This is a genomic window from Mycobacterium sp. DBP42, from assembly GCF_005924235.1.
Taxonomy (GTDB): Bacteria; Actinomycetota; Actinomycetes; order Mycobacteriales; family Mycobacteriaceae; genus Mycobacterium; species Mycobacterium syngnathidarum.
Map to the genome: position 1 here is coordinate 1 of NZ_VCMY01000047.1, position 17,229 is coordinate 17,229.

The 17,229-nt window shown below is 66.2% G+C and carries 19 protein-coding genes; 13 read left to right on the plus strand and 6 right to left on the minus strand.

Annotated elements, in window-relative coordinates; all coding sequences use genetic code 11:
• Positions 1-387 precede the first annotated feature (387 nt).
• From E0T84_RS32480 to E0T84_RS27200, 6 genes are all read left to right on the plus strand, one after another.
• Positions 388-564: a hypothetical protein gene (locus E0T84_RS32480; RefSeq protein ID WP_234998275.1), complete on the plus strand. Its 177-nt coding sequence runs from the start codon at positions 388-390 to the stop codon at positions 562-564.
• Entirely contained in the window at positions 561-1,757 is a 1,197-nt protein-coding gene (locus tag E0T84_RS27175; protein ID WP_070186203.1) for a hypothetical protein, read from the plus strand. The genes E0T84_RS32480 and E0T84_RS27175 overlap by 4 nt, the downstream gene beginning before the upstream one ends.
• Positions 1,758-2,120: 363 nt before the next feature.
• Entirely contained in the window at positions 2,121-2,507 is a 387-nt protein-coding gene (locus E0T84_RS27185; protein WP_070186205.1) for a nitroreductase family deazaflavin-dependent oxidoreductase, read from the plus strand.
• A 48-nt stretch (positions 2,508-2,555) separates the two neighbouring features.
• Positions 2,556-3,122, plus strand: a complete 567-nt coding sequence (locus E0T84_RS27190; protein ID WP_070186206.1) for a dihydrofolate reductase family protein — start codon at positions 2,556-2,558, stop codon at positions 3,120-3,122.
• A 91-nt stretch (positions 3,123-3,213) separates the two neighbouring features.
• Positions 3,214-4,797: an FMN-binding glutamate synthase family protein gene (locus E0T84_RS27195; protein ID WP_070186207.1), complete on the plus strand. Its 1,584-nt coding sequence runs from the start codon at positions 3,214-3,216 to the stop codon at positions 4,795-4,797.
• 157 nt (positions 4,798-4,954) lie between these two features.
• Positions 4,955-5,587: a cutinase family protein gene (locus tag E0T84_RS27200; RefSeq protein WP_070186208.1), complete on the plus strand. Its 633-nt coding sequence runs from the start codon at positions 4,955-4,957 to the stop codon at positions 5,585-5,587.
• Positions 5,588-5,636: 49 nt separating this feature from the next.
• Here E0T84_RS27200 and E0T84_RS32100 read toward each other — a convergent pair whose 3' ends face one another.
• On the minus strand, positions 5,637-5,825 hold the full coding sequence (locus E0T84_RS32100) for a hypothetical protein (RefSeq protein WP_070186209.1): 189 nt from the start codon (positions 5,823-5,825) through the stop codon (positions 5,637-5,639).
• A 139-nt stretch (positions 5,826-5,964) separates the two neighbouring features.
• Between E0T84_RS32100 and E0T84_RS32105 the strand changes: the two genes are divergently transcribed.
• From E0T84_RS32105 to E0T84_RS27215, 3 genes are read left to right on the plus strand one after another with little or no spacing between them, the layout of a single operon-like run.
• Complete coding sequence (locus tag E0T84_RS32105) at positions 5,965-6,426, plus strand: hypothetical protein (RefSeq protein WP_200806107.1); 462 nt, start codon at positions 5,965-5,967, stop codon at positions 6,424-6,426.
• 34 nt (positions 6,427-6,460) lie between these two features.
• On the plus strand, positions 6,461-8,359 hold the full coding sequence (locus E0T84_RS27210; protein ID WP_070186211.1) for a hypothetical protein: 1,899 nt from the start codon (positions 6,461-6,463) through the stop codon (positions 8,357-8,359).
• A 28-nt stretch (positions 8,360-8,387) separates the two neighbouring features.
• Positions 8,388-9,530 carry a zinc-binding dehydrogenase gene (locus E0T84_RS27215; RefSeq protein ID WP_070186212.1) on the plus strand — a complete coding sequence of 381 codons (1,143 nt, stop codon included), beginning with the start codon at positions 8,388-8,390 and terminating at the stop codon, positions 9,528-9,530.
• Here E0T84_RS27215 and E0T84_RS27220 read toward each other — a convergent pair.
• Positions 9,521-10,729, minus strand: coding sequence for a S9 family peptidase (locus E0T84_RS27220; protein ID WP_070186213.1), 1,209 nt, complete (start codon positions 10,727-10,729; stop codon positions 9,521-9,523). The two genes, E0T84_RS27215 and E0T84_RS27220, sit on opposite strands and share 10 nt — an antisense overlap.
• A gap of 94 nt (positions 10,730-10,823) precedes the next feature.
• Here E0T84_RS27220 and E0T84_RS27225 point away from each other — a divergent pair, with 94 nt between their 5' ends.
• On the plus strand, positions 10,824-11,438 hold the full coding sequence (locus E0T84_RS27225) for a TetR/AcrR family transcriptional regulator (RefSeq protein ID WP_070186214.1): 615 nt from the start codon (positions 10,824-10,826) through the stop codon (positions 11,436-11,438).
• 12 nt (positions 11,439-11,450) lie between these two features.
• Here the strand turns inward: E0T84_RS27225 and E0T84_RS27230 are convergent, their stop codons facing one another.
• Complete coding sequence (locus E0T84_RS27230; RefSeq protein WP_070186215.1) at positions 11,451-11,759, minus strand: GNAT family N-acetyltransferase; 309 nt, start codon at positions 11,757-11,759, stop codon at positions 11,451-11,453.
• 103 nt (positions 11,760-11,862) lie between these two features.
• Here E0T84_RS27230 and E0T84_RS31985 point away from each other — a divergent pair, with 103 nt between their 5' ends.
• Positions 11,863-12,477, plus strand: a complete 615-nt coding sequence (locus E0T84_RS31985; protein WP_070186216.1) for an LGFP repeat-containing protein — start codon at positions 11,863-11,865, stop codon at positions 12,475-12,477.
• A gap of 23 nt (positions 12,478-12,500) precedes the next feature.
• On the opposite strand, the gene E0T84_RS27240 is transcribed toward E0T84_RS31985, so the two are convergent.
• Positions 12,501-13,340, minus strand: coding sequence for a family 16 glycosylhydrolase (locus tag E0T84_RS27240; RefSeq protein WP_070186217.1), 840 nt, complete (start codon positions 13,338-13,340; stop codon positions 12,501-12,503).
• A 133-nt stretch (positions 13,341-13,473) separates the two neighbouring features.
• On the opposite strand from E0T84_RS27240, the gene E0T84_RS27245 reads away from it, so the two are divergent.
• Entirely contained in the window at positions 13,474-13,725 is a 252-nt protein-coding gene (locus E0T84_RS27245; RefSeq protein WP_120764934.1) for a hypothetical protein, read from the plus strand.
• Between the two features lie 74 nt (positions 13,726-13,799).
• Here E0T84_RS27245 and E0T84_RS27250 read toward each other — a convergent pair whose 3' ends face one another.
• Positions 13,800-14,018, minus strand: a complete 219-nt coding sequence (locus tag E0T84_RS27250; protein ID WP_131823121.1) for a hypothetical protein — start codon at positions 14,016-14,018, stop codon at positions 13,800-13,802.
• A 181-nt stretch (positions 14,019-14,199) separates the two neighbouring features.
• Between E0T84_RS27250 and E0T84_RS27255 the strand changes: the two genes are divergently transcribed.
• Positions 14,200-16,464: an AAA family ATPase gene (locus tag E0T84_RS27255; RefSeq protein WP_083284133.1), complete on the plus strand. Its 2,265-nt coding sequence runs from the start codon at positions 14,200-14,202 to the stop codon at positions 16,462-16,464.
• Here the strand turns inward: E0T84_RS27255 and E0T84_RS27260 are convergent.
• Positions 16,394-17,224 (minus strand): bile acid:sodium symporter family protein, encoded by an 831-nt coding sequence (locus E0T84_RS27260; protein WP_070186220.1) that lies wholly within the window; start codon positions 17,222-17,224, stop codon positions 16,394-16,396. The two genes, E0T84_RS27255 and E0T84_RS27260, sit on opposite strands and share 71 nt — an antisense overlap.
• Positions 17,225-17,229: the final 5 nt, after the last annotated feature.

Sequence of the window (17,229 nt, forward strand, 5' to 3'; positions counted from 1 at the left end):
GCACCGCGGCGGCCTTCTCCTCCGGGCTGTAACGACGCGCCGTGGGCTTCCCGGCACACTGTTCCTTCGGCATACCTGCATCCTCGTTTCCAAGGTCAGGAGCCTCCGGGATTTCCAGGGCGATTCATACCTGGCGCGCCGCAACCGTTAGGCGGCATGCGCCTGATGAAATGAGCCCCCGACTGTTCCCGGGGGAGAGTACGCCGTGGCATCAATGGGCTTCACGCCGCTCAGCGACGCTGAGGTACGCTGACTACCAGCGTTTTGGCCGGTTGGGGGATTGGCATGGCAAACGAACTACATGTGGATGCGGCCGGCCTTCGGTCAGCCTCGGCCTGCAGCGATAACGTCGCGGCGAGCCTGACTAGCTTCTCCTTAGCGGACGCCGTGTCCTCACAGCCCAGTGGTGCCGGCGTCGCCACGGTCAACGCTGCGCTCACCTCTGTGAAGAATCGCCAGTCGGAGCGCCTGACCGGCCAGGCCGATGCACTCTCGGCGAGCAGCGCCCGCTACGACACCACAGACACCGACGGTCACGACGCCATCACCACGGTGTCCGTGTGACTCCCGCAGCCGCGTGCGCTCCTCTCCCCACACGATCCGAGATCGAGGAATGGAGCACCTCGCACCTCTCCGACGCCGCCAGCGGTTGGCGGAGCGAGGCCACCGCGAGCGAGGACGCCTTCGACCAACACCGGCAGAACGTCTCCGCACCGGGCGGGACCACCTGGGAGGGCGGCGCCAAAGACGCCGCACTTGACCGGGTAACCGCAGACACCGCGGTGGTCGGTCGTCAGAGCAGCGTCCTACGTCAGGCTGCGGACCTGGCCGAGAACGGTAGCCACGACGTCGCGGCCGCCAAGGGCGCAGCCGTGGAGGCGATCAGCGCAGCCGAGAACGACGGCTTCCGCGTCTGTGAGGACCTCACGGTGACCGATGCGCGCAAGTACGACATCACCACGATCGTTGCGCGGAATAAGGCATTGAAGGAGCACGCCGAAGATATCCGCTGGGCCGCTGAGCAGCTTGTGCAGGCCGACAAGCTCGTCGGTGATCGCTTGCAGGCGAAGGCAACTGAGCTGGGTTCGATCCGGTTCGACGGCGAGGGCGAGCGTATGTCGGTCCAGGCGGCGAGTTTCGGCTCGGTGCCGGAGTCTCCCCGGTTCCCGCTGCCGGAGAAGCCCTGGGAGTACAACTTGGACCTGACCACCGATCTCAAAGTGTCCGGCGGCAAGAGCGCGGGCGAGGGGATTACGGTTGATGATGTGTGGAATGAGCTGCACCGGTGCTTTAACTGCAACTTCCCAATGGGAGGAGCACCCAAGGAGTTCCCGAAGGTGGGCGACAAACTTCCGCTTGAGATCAAGATGGCCGGTGTGAAGATGGCGAACTTCCCTGTGGAGGTCACCCAGGCAGAGAAATCCGGGTCCGAGATCAACATCGAGTTCGTTACGCTTCCCGGCCACGTGGACGGTCCAGGCAGCACGATCCATTTCCGCTTTTTCGAACAAGGCGGAGAAATACACCTTGGTGTCAACGCGCACATCACCGACCCTGGCCCCGGTACTCAGCCTCCGCCTGTGGGTCCAGTACTGAGGGGTATGTATACGGGCGTAGCGCATCTGAACTGGCAGCCTTACATTGATCGACTGGCAGACAACATCCAGCAGTCGCACGGGGTCGTACCGAACACGGGGCCACCTGTAGCCCCGCCAGGGCTGCCACCAATCGCCGTGCCGAATACGGGGCAAAGATGAAGCGAGCGTTGACGATTGCAGGTTGGCTAGTCCTCGGCGTTCTGGCCGGCCTCGCTCTATACGCAGTATTCGCCGTCATCCTTGGTGCCGCCCTCTACTCGTTAGGTGTGAGCACAGCGTTTGTCGTCGCTTTCATTTTTGCCGCAGGCGGCGCGGTCGTAGCGTTGCGCCGTCGGCGAAGTCCCAGCCTCTATGCGTTTTGGGCCGGCGTGCTTCTGTTTCTTGGGATTTCATCTGTGCAGATATTGGTGCTCAGCCCTCGGACAGTCTGGCCGCTCAATCTTTGGGCCTAACCACCTTGCCCCGGTGCACAACGTGGGAGAGCTGGGGGCACCGACCTCGACCAACACCTAGACTCCGGAAATGCGCGTCCCTCGACAAGTCGCACGCTTCAACAAGCGAGTCACGAATCCGACGGCTCGCGCGATCACACCGTGGCTTCCGAACCTCGGAACGCTCGAGCATGTCGGGCGGAAGTCGGGCAAGGGGTATCGAACGCCCCTTTTGGTGTTCAAGACCCACGACGGCTACGCCATCCTCGTCGGCTACGGCGAGCAGACGGATTGGTTGAAGAATGTGCTGGCCGGGGGGCCGACGGTACTGCACAAGCAGGGACGGGCCATACCGCTCACCAACCCAACGGTCGTGAGCAAGGCCGAGGCCGCGACCCTTGTCACGCCGTGTTCCCGCTTGTTCTACCGAGCGTTTCCGTACAACGAGGCAGCTCTGCTGCTGACGCATGCGCGCTGAGCCCCTGGCTTCGCGATGAATTTTGGACCTCGGTGAGGTCAACTCTGCATGGGCAAGCTCATCTATGGCTTCAACGTGTCGGTGGACGGGTACATCGCCGACGCACAAGGCAACATCGACTGGTCTGAGCCGAGCGAAGAACTGCACCAGTACTGGAACGACTTCGAGCGGGAGACGGCCCTTTCGTTCTATGGGCGGCGGCTCTACGAACTGATGTCCGCGTACTGGCCGACCGCCGACCAGGCCCCGGACGCCACCCCGATGATCGTCGACTACGCCCGGATCTGGCGCAAGATGCCCAAGGTCGTGTTCTCGCGCACGTGCAAGTCCGTCGACTGGAACTCCCGCCTGGAACGCGGTGACCCGGTCGAGGTGGTGACGAAGATGAAAGCCGAAACCGCCGGCAACCTGGAGGTGGCCGGTGCGACGCTGGCCGCACCGATCGTGCAGGCCGGTCTGGTGGATGAGTTCCGGCTCGTGGTCGCGCCCACCGCGGTGGGCGGCGGCACCCCGTTCTTCCCGACGCTGCCGTCGTGGATATCGCTGCGACTGTTGGAGAACCGCACCTTTCCGGGCGGCACGGTCCTGCTGCGCTACGAGGCGAAACACGACTGATGGGCACGCAGCCGGCGGATTCCGGCTGCAGGTTCGCTGTGCGCTGGTGAGAGTGCGCCTGAATTCCGTCGACCGCGGGTATGCCACCTCAATGATCCGGTTCGGGGCCGTGGTGGCATTGACGGTGTTGGCGATGATCCTGGTTGTGGCGGCAGTCATCGGGTCGTGGGGTTGGTGGGTTGTGGCCGCGGTGACGATGCTGCTCGCGGCGGTGGGTTGGTATGACCTGATCCAGCGGCGGCACTCCGTGCTGCGCAACTATCCAGTCGTGGGGCATATGCGCTACCTGCTGGAGGCGCTGCGGCCCGAGCTGCAGCAGTACTTCATCGAGCGTAACTTCGACGGGCGCCCGTTCGATCGCGACGTGCGGTCGCTGATATACGAGCGGGCCAAGGGCACTGCCGCGGAGCTGTCCTACGGCACTGAACGTGACATCAACATCGAGGGCTACGAGTATCTCGTGCACTCGACGGCGCCGCTCGACGAGCCACTGGAACCGTTCCGGGCCCGCATTGGCGGTCCGGACTGCCGGCACCCTTACGACATGGCGTTGATGAACATCTCGTCGATGAGCTTCGGTGCCCTGTCGGGTCACGCATTACGCGCATTGAACAACGGCGCCAAGCTCGGCGGTTTCGCTCACGACACCGGTGAAGGCGGGCTGACGCCGTATCACCTGGGCGGCGCCGACGTGGTGTGGGAGATCGGTTCTGGCTACTTCGGCACTCGCACGCGGGACGGCGCGTTCGATCCGGATCAGTTCGCGGACAAGGCCGCCCACGACGCGGTCAAGTGCATCTCGATCAAGTTGAGTCAGGGCGCCAAACCGGGCGTGGGCGGAGTATTGCCGGCTGCCAAGGTCAGCGAGGAGATCGCCCGCTACCGCGGCGTGCCAGCGGGGCAGAAGTGCGTCAGTCCGGCAGCGCATTCGACATTTCACACCCCAAGGGAACTGATCGGGTTCATCGCCCGCCTGCGTGAACTGACAGACGGAAAACCTGTGGGGTTCAAGCTGTGCGTCGGCTCGCGAGTCGACATCCTGGCGATCTGTAAGGCGATGCTCGCCGAGGGCATCACCCCGGACTTCATCATCGTCGACGGCGCCGAGGGTGGGACGGCGGCCGCGCCCCTGGAATACGAAGACCATGTTGGCCTGCCGCTCACGGACGGCCTGATGACGGTGCACAACGCTCTCGTCGGCACCGGGCTGCGGGACGTCATCCGGGTGGGCGCCAGCGGCAAGGTGGCCACCGGCACCGACATCGTCAAGCGTTTGATCCAAGGGGCCGACTACACCAATGCCGCCCGGCCGATGATGATGGCCACCGGCTGTATCCAGTCCCAGCGCTGCCACACCAACCACTGCCCGGTCGGGGTGGCCACCCAGGATCCGCGGCGGGCACGTGCTCTCGACGTCGCCGACAAGAGCCAACGGGTCTACCGGTATCAGCGTGCGACGGTGGCGCAGGCGATGCGCTTGATGGCGTCGATGGGCATCACCGACCCGGCGCAGCTTTCGCCGCACCTGCTGCGGAAACGGCTGTCCGTCACCGAACAGCGGTCCTACGCCGAGCTGTTCGAATGGCTGCCGGTCAACGCGCTCCTGAGCGAACCGCCGGAGAGCTGGCAGGCGGACTGGGAATCCGCAACGCCGGACTCGTTCAGCCCTATTTGAACACGACGCATTTGACACCTTGGGAAAGACTTCCATGCCTGACTGGGGGCCGGCGGAGCTGGGCGTAGTCGAGGCGAAACCCTTGTCTGCTGGTCAGGCCATGAATCGCCGGACTCGTGCGTCCACCGATCGGCGTACGGCCCTACGATCGGGCGGTATGACCCGCAAGCCTGTATTGATCTTGGCGTTCGCGGCATTCGCCGCTGCCACTCCGGTCATCACGCCCGCACCGGCCCAAGCCGCACCGTGTCCCGATGTCGAGGTGGTCTTCGCCCGCGGCACCAATGAGCCGCCGGGCCTGGGCAGTGTCGGCGGTCCGTTCGTCGACGATCTGCGGTCCCGGGTGGCGCCCCGCACGGTCGACGCGGCGGCCGTCGACTACCCGGCCACCAATGACTTCAACACCAGCACTCCGGCCGGGACCGCCGCGGCGCGGTCCCTCATCGAGTCCGTCGCGGCCAGCTGTCCGAACACCAAGATGGTGCTCGGTGGCTATTCGCAGGGCGCGGCGGTCATCGAACAGGCCACCAATCAGGCGGCTCCGCAGGTCGCTGATCATGTGGCGGCCAGTGCGCTGTTCGGTACGCCGCGCACCAGTTTCTCCGGTCTGCTTGCCGCCGGCCAACCTTTGCCGACGCTGGCTCCGCGGTACGCCGCCGACTCCATCGATCAATGCAACGAGGGCGATCCGATCTGTTGGGAAGGCGGCTGGGACATGGGCGCTCATGTGTCCTATGTGCAGTCCGGAAAGGTCGCGCAGGCAGCTGATTTCGCTGCCGGCAAGCTGTAGGAGGTTCCCCGCAACCGGGTCGCTATCGGCCGCTGAAGAATTCCCGCGCCTACTCTCGTTGCCCGGCCATGCTCCAGTTGTCATGGTCCTCGCCGTAGCCGGTGATGCCGTTCCATGACCATTCGGTGAGACAGTTCCAGGTCCAAAGATTCGGGTTGATTGCGAACCCCAGTCGGTTGAGGGTGGCGCCGACCGCTTCGATGGTGCGTCCGTGCTCATCGGTCGCCGTGATCTGCACGCGCGTCGGTGCGCCGGTTCCCTGATCGCGTTCCAGGACGTCCGCGGCGCTCCTGAGTCAACTTGCCCCACTTTCCCTCGGCGATGACGTAGCCGTGGATGGCGTGCGCGGTGCCGTCTCCGAAGTCCATGGTGATCGCGTGGAACCCGTCGCCGTCACCAGCGGTCGCGTAGCTGTAGCCGCCACGCTCGCTCGGTGTGGCGTGGATGCCCTGGCGGTGCTGAGTTCGGCGCCCCCAGGACCGATCCCGGAACCCGAAGGCGTCGACCGGGATCCGCTCCCCACGAAGAACGATCTCGCCGCGATATCGACCCGGCTGGTCGAGGTGGCTGTCGCCGAGCAGATGAGGTTCGGCGACGGCGGTGAAGGTCAGGTCGACGTGGATCTCGTCGCCGTCGTCGGGAATCGGCAGGCAGATCGGCCTGCAGGCGGCCGCGTCCGGCGCGGCATCGATGACGTGGGCGCGCGAAAGTCGGCTTGTGCGCCGGGTTTTGCGCTATTTTCGGGACCCTGGCCAACAGTGCGGCGCGGACCCGTTCCTGGCCGCGATCGGCCGGCTCGGCGAATTCTGCCCGCGCCACCGGGCTGCCCGCTAACGTGACACAGGTCGAGTTCGATGTAACGGGGGGCGAATAATGACGCGTGTCGCGGCGTGGGTTGGTGCTGGACTGTTCACGGCGGGTATGTCGGCAGCGGTGCTGGCCGGGGCTGGAACCGCCAACGCCGACGAGGGCGGCCCGTCAAAGCACGACACGAAGTCGTCGGCCACCCGCAACGACACCGCGCAGAAACCCCAGCACCGCAAGAAGGCGCGGTCGGTGAAACCGCAGCCGAAATCCGAGGCCTCGGAAGCCACCTCGGCCGCCGCGAAAGTCGAGACCAAGCAGCGTCACACGCAGATCGAAAAGTCCGAGCGCCCCGCCCGGCACTTCGCCGATGCAGTTCGGACCAAGGCGCGCAGCACATTCCGTGACGCCGTGCGCGACGTCGACACCGCAGTGCGCGACGTCGACACCGCAGTGCGCGACATCGACACCGCAGTGCGCGACGTCGACACCGCAATGCGCGACACCACCCACGATGTCGTGGAGGGCGCAGCCGGCAGCCTCACCGAGGAGGCGCCGCCCACCGCCGAGATCCGGGTTCGGCCGCCGATAAAAATTCGGCCGGCCATCGCCGCGCCCAAGCCCGACAACGCTGTGGAGCCTGTCGCCCGCCCCCAGGCAGCCGCGGTCCCGAACGACCCGCTCGAGGCGATCCACGACGTGATCCGCAGCCTCGGCGAGCTGGCACTCAACCCGGAACCGCAGAACTATCCCAAGCCGGTGTCGGTGATCACCGGCGTCGTGTTCGACACCCTGGCGACCCTGGAGCGCGTTGTCGGTGGCGATCCGGTGGTGCCGCCGGAACTGCGCGATTCGGTCGAGGTCAGCACCTCTACGCTGGTGATCTCCGAAGGCCATGAGGTCGAATCGAACTGGTACTTCCCGACATCCGAGAACGGCGAGCCACCCACCCGGATGATTTACCTGCAGCATGGCTTCCTGGCCAACGGTCCGCTCTACAGCTATACCGCATCCTATCTGGCGCATTCGACCAACAGCATCGTGGTCACTACCACGTTCTCGTCGAACCCGTTCGAAGAGGACGGCATGTGGCTGGGTGGTGACAACCTGCACGAGGCGGTCGCGCAGTTGTTCCTCGACCCTGACCGTACGGCGCTCAACGCCAGTATGGACACCGCGGAGCTCAAGGCGGGGCATGCCGAGAACCTCGACGTGCCTATGCAATTCGTCCTCGTCGGGCATTCGCTGGGCGGTGGATTCGCCCCCGGGGTCGCCGGGTACTACGCCGAGGGGCTGACCCGCCGTCGTGAGCAGGGCCTCGATGCCCCGAATGAGCTTGCCGGCGTGGTGATTTACGACGCGGTGCCGATGGGTTCGATCGTTCCCGATGCGATGGAACGGCTCAACGAACTCGAGACGAACGGGACTCCGGACCTCAGCGACGACGACCCGAACGATTACATCCCGATCTACGAGATCGGCGCGCCGCTGAATTTCCTCAACGTGTTCAGCGACGTCAACGACCAACTTTCGCAGGCACGGCCGGGGCAGTTCACCGGCGTCGTACTCGAAGACGGCGTGCACATGGATCCCATGCAGGGCGGCAATCCGTTGATCCAGGCCGCGGCGTACCTCATCGCCGGATTCCCGCAGCCGCAGAATCCGCTGGCTGTTCGCGAGCTGTCCGCCGGGTGGATCAACGACATGTTCGACGAGAAGATCGACCCCGCGACCGGGGCCTGCCAAACCGACTGCGCAGGGCAGTACGGCGATGGCGACGAGTCGTTCACGATCACCACCGACAAGGGCGAAGCCGTGGCGGTGCTGATCGGCACCCAGCAGGCAACGGACCTCACGTCGTTGCACGCCATCAGCGCCACCGACTTCGTCACCGCTATCCCGGGCGGCGTCCTCAACGGCCTGCGCACCACGTGCGATCTGTTTACCGGGGGCAAATGCTCGGTGTAGTGCCGTGCCCCGGACGTAGTGTTCAACCATGACCGAGGAACTACCCGAGACCGCGTTGGAATTGCGGTCGTTGGTGACGCCGGAGGGCACGCTTGAGCTGTCGCTGCATGAAGTCGCCGTGCCCAAACCGGGCGCCGACGACGTCGTCGTCCGGGTCGAGGCATCGCCGATCAACCCGTCCGATCTGGGCCTGTTGATCCCGGCCGCCGCTGACATGACGGCCGCGACGGTGACGGGCACCCCGGAGCGTCCCGTTGTCACCGCACCGCTGCGCGACGGCGCCCTGGCTGGGCTGGCGGCGCGCGTCGGCGACTCGCTTCCGGTGGGCAACGAAGGAGCGGGCACGGTGGTGGCCGCGGGAGCCTCGCCGGACGCACAAGCCCTGCTGGGCAAGACCGTGGGCCTCGCCGGCGGTGCGATGTACGCGCAGTACCGGGTGGTCAACGCCGCGGCGTGCCTGGTGCTGCCCGACGGCGCGTCGGCCAAGGACGGCGCCTCGTCTTTCGTCAACCCCCTCACCGCACTGGGAATGCTGGAAACCATGCGCCGGGAAGGACATTCGGCCCTGGTGCACACGGCCGCGGCGTCGAATCTCGGCCAGATGCTGGTCAAGGCGTGCCTGGCCGACGGGGTGCCGCTGGTCAACATCGTCCGCAAGGCCGAGCAGGAGGAGCTGCTGCGTGGTCTGGGTGCGGCCTACGTCTGCAATTCGGCGTCCTCGTCGTTCGAGGCGGATCTCTTCGAGGCACTCAAGGCGACGTCGGCGACGCTGGCGTTCGACGCCACCGGTGGTGGCACGCTGGCCAGCCAGATCCTCAACGGCATGGAGCGGGCCGCCAACGCGACCGCCGCGCAGTACTCCCGTTACGGGTCGGCCGTCCACAAGCAGGTGTACATCTACGGCAGCCTGGACACCGGCCCCACGGTGCTCACCAGAAACTTCGGAATGGCCTGGGGTGTGGGCGGCTGGCTGCTCACCCCCTTTCTGGCCAGTACCGGGCCGGAGACCATCGCCAGGTTGCGCGCCCGCGTCGCTTCGGAGCTCACCACGACGTTCGCGAGCGCCTACACCCAGGAGGTCTCATTGGCGGGCATGCTCACACCCGAGGCGTTCAACGGCTACCTGCAGAAGGCCACCGGCGAGAAGTATCTGGTGACCCCTCAAGCCTGAATGCCGAGCTGTTCGTCGAGCCAGTCGAACATGACCTGGTTTGCGCGGGACGCGGCACCCATATGGCAGTGCTCGCCCGCGCCGTCGGCTTCATAGAGCGTCACCAGAGTGGTCTTCGCATTGACCATCGCCTGGGCCGCCCGCGCGGGCTCGCCTTTGAAGAACTGGTCGTTCTCGGCGTCGAGCACCAGCACCGGGGAGGTGATCCGGTCGGCCACGTCGGCGATCGTGTAGGCCTTGAACGCGCGGGCCAGCGCCGCGGCTGAGTCGATTCCCAAGGCCCACAGTCCGTTGCGCACCGCCCAGCGGGTTTGGGTGTTCACCGCCATCAGCAGTCCGAGTACCGCATTGGCGGCATCGTCGTTGCCATCTTCGATCCAGGCCGCGAGGAATGGCGGCATCATGGTGGCCAACGCCGCGTGAAAGTCGTGGACGCCGTCGTTGAGAATCACTGCGGCGACGCGTTTCTCGAACGCGGCGGCGCGGGCCACGAGATATCCGCCCAGGCTGTAGCCGAAAATGGCGATGGCGTGGGGTGAGACCTCGGGGCGGGTGAGGGCGAAGTCGATCACCGCAGTCAGCACCGCCTCCCAGTCGGACCGGAAGGTCAGCCCCTGCTCGCGTAGGGCAGCACCCTGGCCGGGTCCGTCGAACGCCAGCACGTTGTACCCGCGCGCCAGCGCCCCGGCCGCAAGGGCGACGTAGGACTCTTCGAGCGTGGAGTCGTATCCACCGTTGAAGGTGACGGTGGGGCGGGGGATTCCGGAATCATCCACCAGATAGAGATAGCCGGGCAGCGTGGTGTCCTGGTAGGGGATGGCGATGCGGTCAAAACCGAAGTCGAACAACGCCATTGATTCCAGAAACGTCTCGCGCGAGCGGTTGAACAGTTCTTTGGCTTCGGGGTCGCCGGCCGGATCCTCTCGAAGGTAGAACTCGGCCGTGCGGTAGTAGTTCGACGCCCGCAGCAATGCCTCGCGTGCGCTGACGGGGTGAGCGGCCGCCAACGATTGACGGCCGAGGGCTTCGACCCGCTGCGCGGTTGCCTTCCATTCGCGATGCCAGGCGACCTCGTCGCCCTCGGGGATGGCCCGCGCGGTCACCAGGATCTCGCCCAGATCGGCGCCGCCGGCGTTGGCGTACCCGGCCGCGCGGAGCGTTTCGAACGAGAACGACTCGTCGTCGAACAGGAACTTCATGGATCCCTCCTTAACGAAACGGAACTGCATCGTCTCGATTAGGGTAGGCCGTGCGTGAACGGAACGCAACCGTTCCGTCTCGTAGAATCGTGCCGTGGCCACAGCAGCGCGCCGAACATCGGGCGGCCCCGTCCTCCTCGACGACGTGACCGTCGCGATCGAATCCGCGTTCTTCGAGGAGCTGGCCGCCGTCGGCTACGGCAGGCTGTCCGTCGACGCCGTCGCCAGGCGAGCCGGGGTCGGCAAGGCCGCCATCTACCGCCGCTGGAAATCGAAGCAGGACTTGGCCGTGGACCTGGTGACCAAGGTGGCCGTCGCGGCGATCGACGTTCCCGACACCGGCACCCTTCGCGGAGACGTCCGGGCATACCTGCAGAACGGACGCGAGGCGCTCACCCACCGGCTGGCCCGCACCATCATCCCCGACCTGCTCGCCGAGGCCGCCCGCGATCCCGACTACGCAGCCGTGATCGCCGGCCAGATCCGAGAACCGCGGCGGCTCAAGGCGGCTCAGCTGTTCGAACGCGCCCGGCAGCGCGGTGAGATCACCGATGATGCCGACATCGATGTCGCGCTCGACATGATCGGGGGAGCGCTGTACTGGCGCCAATCGGTCATGCAGCTCGATGCCGACGACAAATATCTCGATCGGCTGACCGACGCCATCCTCACCCTCGTCGCCGCCGACTCACGGCCTGCGCAGTGCTGAGCCAGGGTGCTCTCACCGGTCGGTGATGTCGGCATACTCCGGATGTTTGTCGATGTACTCGGCCACCATCCAGCACGTCGGCACGATGCGCAGGCCCGCGGCGCGCGTCGAACGCAAGGCTTCGGCGATGAGGATCGTCGCCAGCCCCCGGCCGCGGTATTGCGGCTGAACCTCGGTGTGCGGAAAGATCCGGCGACCGTCACGGTCGTGGTAGTCGGCGAGCCCGACGGTCCTGCCCTCGACGTCGATCGTGAACCGGTCGGGGTGTTCGGTAACGCTGGTAGCAGCACCGGTGCGGTCGAGTTGAGTCCCGGAACTCATGCGTCCTCCATTCGCCGTTACTTCACGATAGCCGCGGTCGGGGTTTGCTCCGGGATCCCGATATTTGCTGACGAGGCCTTCTCGGCCTTGTTACGTTCGGAAAATGGATCAAAAGCTGATGAAACGCGCAGGCGCGCTGGCTGCAGCTTTCGCCATCACGGGGGCGGCGGCCGTTGCATGTTCGGAGGAATCAAAAGACCAGACCAGGGACGCTTTGTCCAGCGCGACGAGTGCCGCGTCGTCGGCCGTCGATGCCGGCACGAGCAAGGCCAAGGAGGGGGCCAGCTCCGCTTCGAGCGCGGTCTCGTCCGTCGTCGAAGGCGCACCCAGCACGGTGAACGCGCCAGGCGTCGGCGAGGTGGTGCTCGAACCTCAGATTGCCGAGGAGTACTCCGACGCCGGCGGTGAAGCCAAACTGGGCGCTCCGACCGCGCAGCCGGAGAAGGTCGGGGATGGCACGGTGCAGGCGTTCGCCAACGGCACCATCTACTCTTCGCCGTCGGCCGGCGCGCACGTCGTGCAGGGCGAGATCCTGCGGGTCTACACCGCCAACGGCGGTCCTGCGGGCACCCTGGGCTTCCCCACCGAAGATGAGGATGAGACGGGCGGCGGTCCCGATGTCGCCAATGGTGGGTGGATCTCCGAATTCGAGCACGGCACCATCACCTGGCTGAACAAGGGTGACGGCACGTTCGCGGAGACCGTCACGCCGAAGTAGCCCGTACGCGTTGCCGCAGCCGACTACCAGACGCGCACGTAGTCGACGAGCATGTCGGCCGGGTAGGTACCCCCGCTCGGGTCCTCACCGCCCGAGCCCGCGACCGCGAGGTTCAACACCACGAACATCGTGTAGCCCGGCTGGTTGAACGGCCAGTCGGGCAACTGGCTCGCCGAAACCTCGAAGTAGGGTTTCGCGCCTTCGGTGTAGTCCTGCCAGAACCGGGCACCGTTGGCGTCCCACTGGGTGCGCCAGGTGTGCCACGCGGTATCGACGGCGATGTTGTGGGTCTCCCATTCTCCGCCGTTGGACTTGGCGTGCACCGTGGTGGCCGACGGCCACTTGCCGTTGCCGTACCACTCGACGATGTCGAGTTCGCCTTCGCCCAGGGTGCCGAGCCAGAAGGCCGGCCAGGCGCCCGCCGTCAGGCAGTTGAACTTGATCCGTGCCTCCCAGGTGTGCCCGGCGCCGCCCTCCCACACGCTGGCCAGCTTGGCCCCGTAGTAGGTGTCACCTTCCTTGGTGGCCCGGATGACGAGATTCCCCTTGCCGTCGAGGAAGGCGTTCTTGCGGTCGTCACGGTACTGGCCGATACGGCCGGGCTGCTCCCAGTAGGTGGGGTCCTCGAAAGTCTCGCGGGCCTTGGCGATGGTCCACTTCGACGTATTCGGTGACGAGCCCGCGGGCCCGTCGAATTCGTCGGCGAACACGTAGCTCGTAGCGGCTTGTGGCGCTGCCGGGGCCGGAACCCGCGGTGCCTGGGGCTTGGCTGGGAGAGCACTGGCGAGCGGGGCAGGCATCGCTGCCGCCATCACGCCCAGACCTGACAGCATCATCATTTTTCGGCGGTCCAAGTTGGCCATGGTGGATCACCTTAGCCGTGCAGCGTGCGCGCGTAGGGATTGAACGGGTTTGCCGGCCGGGCCCGGCTGGTTCAGAACATTTCCATAGGAAACGCTTCATACCTGCTCAGCCAGCGCGGGCACAGTGGGTTACATGAGCACGCCGATCGAATATTTGCGCCGCGCCATCCGGCGGCCCTCAGCGCTGACCGCCGCGTTGGTGGTCGTCGGGACGGTCGTCGCCATCCTGCTCGGCGTCGCCGCCGACGGCCCGTGGGCCACCGTGCTGGCCTCGCTGGCCGGCTTCGCGACCGCCATCACGGTGATCGCTGCCGTGGCGACCAGTTGGGAACACGTCGTCGTCGACGCCCGCAGCGCCGGGTTGGTCGAGTCCGAGGTCGAATGAGTCACCGACCACTGCGCGAGTGGTCGCCGTCAGGTCATTGGCGAACTTCTCGGCCTGCTCTGCAAGTGACTCCGTCACTTGTTGGAGGCGGCCCGCTCAAGCAGGAACTCGAGACCTCGGATATCTGCGAGAACACCGCGTGCGGGTGCATCCAGCTCCCAAGCGTCGCCACGGCGTTCGAGTTCGTCGCGAGTAATTCCGATGCGGGCATGCATTCGGTCAATTTTCAGTCGCGCCTCATCGGGGGTCACCATATGGACGTGCGCATTGCGTTGGCCAGTTGATGCAGTCATTCGTGACCTCCTCCGGATGGCTCTATGTACGGATGGCACGCCACGCCGTCAACTTTGTGTGTACGCCGAGGGTGCGACGCTCAGAGCGTCGTGACCTGCGACAAACTGGCCGCTGATGCTTCGCGCCTGCAGCAGTCGTGCGGAAAGCCTTGCTGTGACGCCCCTGACCTACGATGCGGAAGTGGGAGCAGGATCTTGGCCGGCGCACATTCCGGTGGCAACTGTCGGGCGATCGGTCACCGCACCGGCCGGCGTTCCCCGCCTGGGAATCACCCGTGTGCTGCAGGACCGCAGCGGCCTGGTGGTGGTAGCCGCGCCCGCAGGCTATGGCAAGACCACCGCGGTGGCGCAGTGGGACGACGCCGACGACCGTCCGTTTGCCTGGGCCCGGCTCGACAACCTCGACAACGACCCCGCGCACCTTCTGCTACACCTCGCCACCGCGCTGAACCAGACCCGGCGCATCGACCCAGCGGTGCTGGGGTACCTGCAGGGCGCGGGCCGAGCCCAAAGCCAATTGGTGTCGGCGTTCATCCAGGTGCTCGAAAGCTGCGGGCCCGTGGTGCTAGTGCTCGACGATGTTCATGCACTGTCGGCGAGCGCAGCGATCGACGCCCTGCGGGCGGTGGTGGACCTGGCCCCGAATTCGACGACGCTGGTGCTGGTCAGCCGGCAGATCCCGGCACTCGATCTGGCCCGTCGCCGATTGCGGGGCGGTGTTGTCGAGATCGGAATCGCGGAGCTGAAGCTGTCAGGGTCCGAGGGAACGGCCGCCTTCGCAGCGCTCGGTGCGGAGACGGATCGGGCCACGATCGCACGGGTTCTCGAGAAATGCGAAGGCTGGGCCGCGGGTGTGGTGATGGCGGCCTTGGCGCTGCGCGACGGCACACCCGCCGAGGTGGTGACCGGGCGGCACCGGCTGGTGGCCGACTATCTGGTGGAGGAAGTGCTCAGTCAACTCGAACCCGACACCGCCCTGTTTCTGACGGAATCGGCCATCCTGGACCGCTTTTGCGCTGACGAGCTCGACGCGCTGCTGGGGCGCAGCGATTCCGCGGCGATGCTCGACGCAATCACCCGATCGGGCAACATGTTTTTGGTTTCCCTTGATGCCCAAGGTATCTGGTTCCGGTATCACCAGCTGTTCGGGGATCTGTTGCGTGCGCGCCTACGCGACCGGGACCCGGACCGGTTCCGGGAGTTGGCGGCACGGGCGGCCGATCGGCTGGCGAATGCCGGTGACATCGACGGTGCGCTGGCCCAAGCGCTCGCTGCCGACGACCGTGCCAAGGCCGCCGCCCTGGTGGGCATCGACGCCGTGCGGTTGGGTTTCGACGGCCGGGCCGGCGTCCTGGCCCGGCGGCTCAGCTTGATCGATGAGCAGACGTTCACCGACTATCCCGACGCCGCGATCGCGCGAGCCTGGCTGGGTGTGATGACCGGTGACGCCGAGTTGATCCAGCGTTCGCTGTTGACCGCGAGCGCAGCCGACTCCGGCCAGCCGCTGGCCGACGGCACACCATCGGTCGAGGTGGCTGCGGCACTGATCGGCTCACTGCTCGGCGTCGGGGGAGTGGGCGAGGTGATCCGCCATGCCGAAACAGTCCGTGGCGCAGGCGATCACCTGGTCAACCCGTGGTGGGGTGCGGCCACCACGATGAAGGGCGCCGCGTTGTCCATGCTTGGTGAACCGGAACGGGCACGAGTCACGCTCGAGTCGGCGCTGCCGGTGCTCGATGACCTTCCCGGATTCCAGGCGGCCGTGCTGGCGCACCTTGCCGCATTGGACCTCGGCGACGGCGACCTGCCTGCCGCCGTCACACACACCAACGCCGCACGCGCGATCGTCGACTCGCGCGACTTGTCCGACATGGTGCCGATCGTGGTGGTCTACGCGGTCGACGCGTTGGTGCGGGCCCGACGCGGGGACGTGGCCGGCGCGCGTTCGGCGGTCCGCGCCACCGAGCGGCTCCTCGAGCGGCTGGGCAATCTGTCCGCTCGGACCGCCTTGACGGCCCATGTGCTGGTCGCGGCCGCCGCCGTCGAGATCGACGACACGAAACTGTGCGACCGGCACCTGGGTGAGGCGCAACGCGCGTATCGGCGTGAACCCGAGGCGGTCGGCATCGGTCAGTGGCTGGACCGGATCCGGGATTTGTCTTCCGCCCGCGCCGCCCGGGGCACTCGGCCGTCGCTGACGACGGCCGAGCTCAGGCTCCTCCGTCATCTGGCCACGCATCTGTCCCTGCAGCGCATCGCCGATGAACTCATCCTCGGCCGCGAAACCGTGAAGAGCCAGGCTAAGTCGATCTACCGCAAGCTGGGAGTCTCCTCCCGCGCCGCCGCGGTGGCCGAGGCCGACAACCTCGGGCTGCTCAGCGAGAGCGGGCGAGCCGCCGTGCGAACGGCAACAGCATCAGAAACTCGACGATCAACACAACGGTGATCATCACCACCACCTTCGGATCGTCGAAGTTCTGGCCGGCGACCACGAACGCCGCCGCGGCGTTGCGCTGGGCGGTTCCCAGTGCCAGCACCTTTCGGGTCCTGGAACCGCCCATGAGCCAACCGATCCCGGCGCATATCGCGGTGTACACGACGGCGGCCAGGATGGCGAACGTGCCGAACACCGACCGGACGCTGTTGAAATGGGCGGCGATGGTGAACACGATCACCAGAATCATGCTGACGGTGGACACCTTCGCGACCGCGGGCCGCAGGCGGGCGGCCAGCCCGGGACCGCGGGCCCGCAGCAGCAGGCCCGCGGCCAGCGGGATGAGCATCAGCACCACGAGAGACACCGCGATTTGGACGGGGTTGACCGCGGTGCCTGCCACGAAGATCGGCAGCACCAGCGGCACATAGCCCACCGTGACCACCATCAACAACACCATCAGGCCTACCGCGAAGGCCATGTCGGCCTTGGCGAACTCAGCGAGCTTGATCAAGAACGGTGCGCCGGCGGCCAGTCCGCACAACAGCAGCCCGATCCCCAGCGGCTCGTCGAGATCGAACACCCGCCACAGCCCGAACGCGGCCAGTGGTGCCAGCACGAAGTTGGCCGCGAGGGCGAGTGCGACGACACGTATGTTCTTGAGCGGGGCCAGAATCTGGCCGACGGTCAAGCTCAGGCCGACGGCCAGAGTGCTCGAGACGACGAAGAAGACAACGGCGACATTCGAACCCTTCAAGAGGAGATCGTTCATGCCGG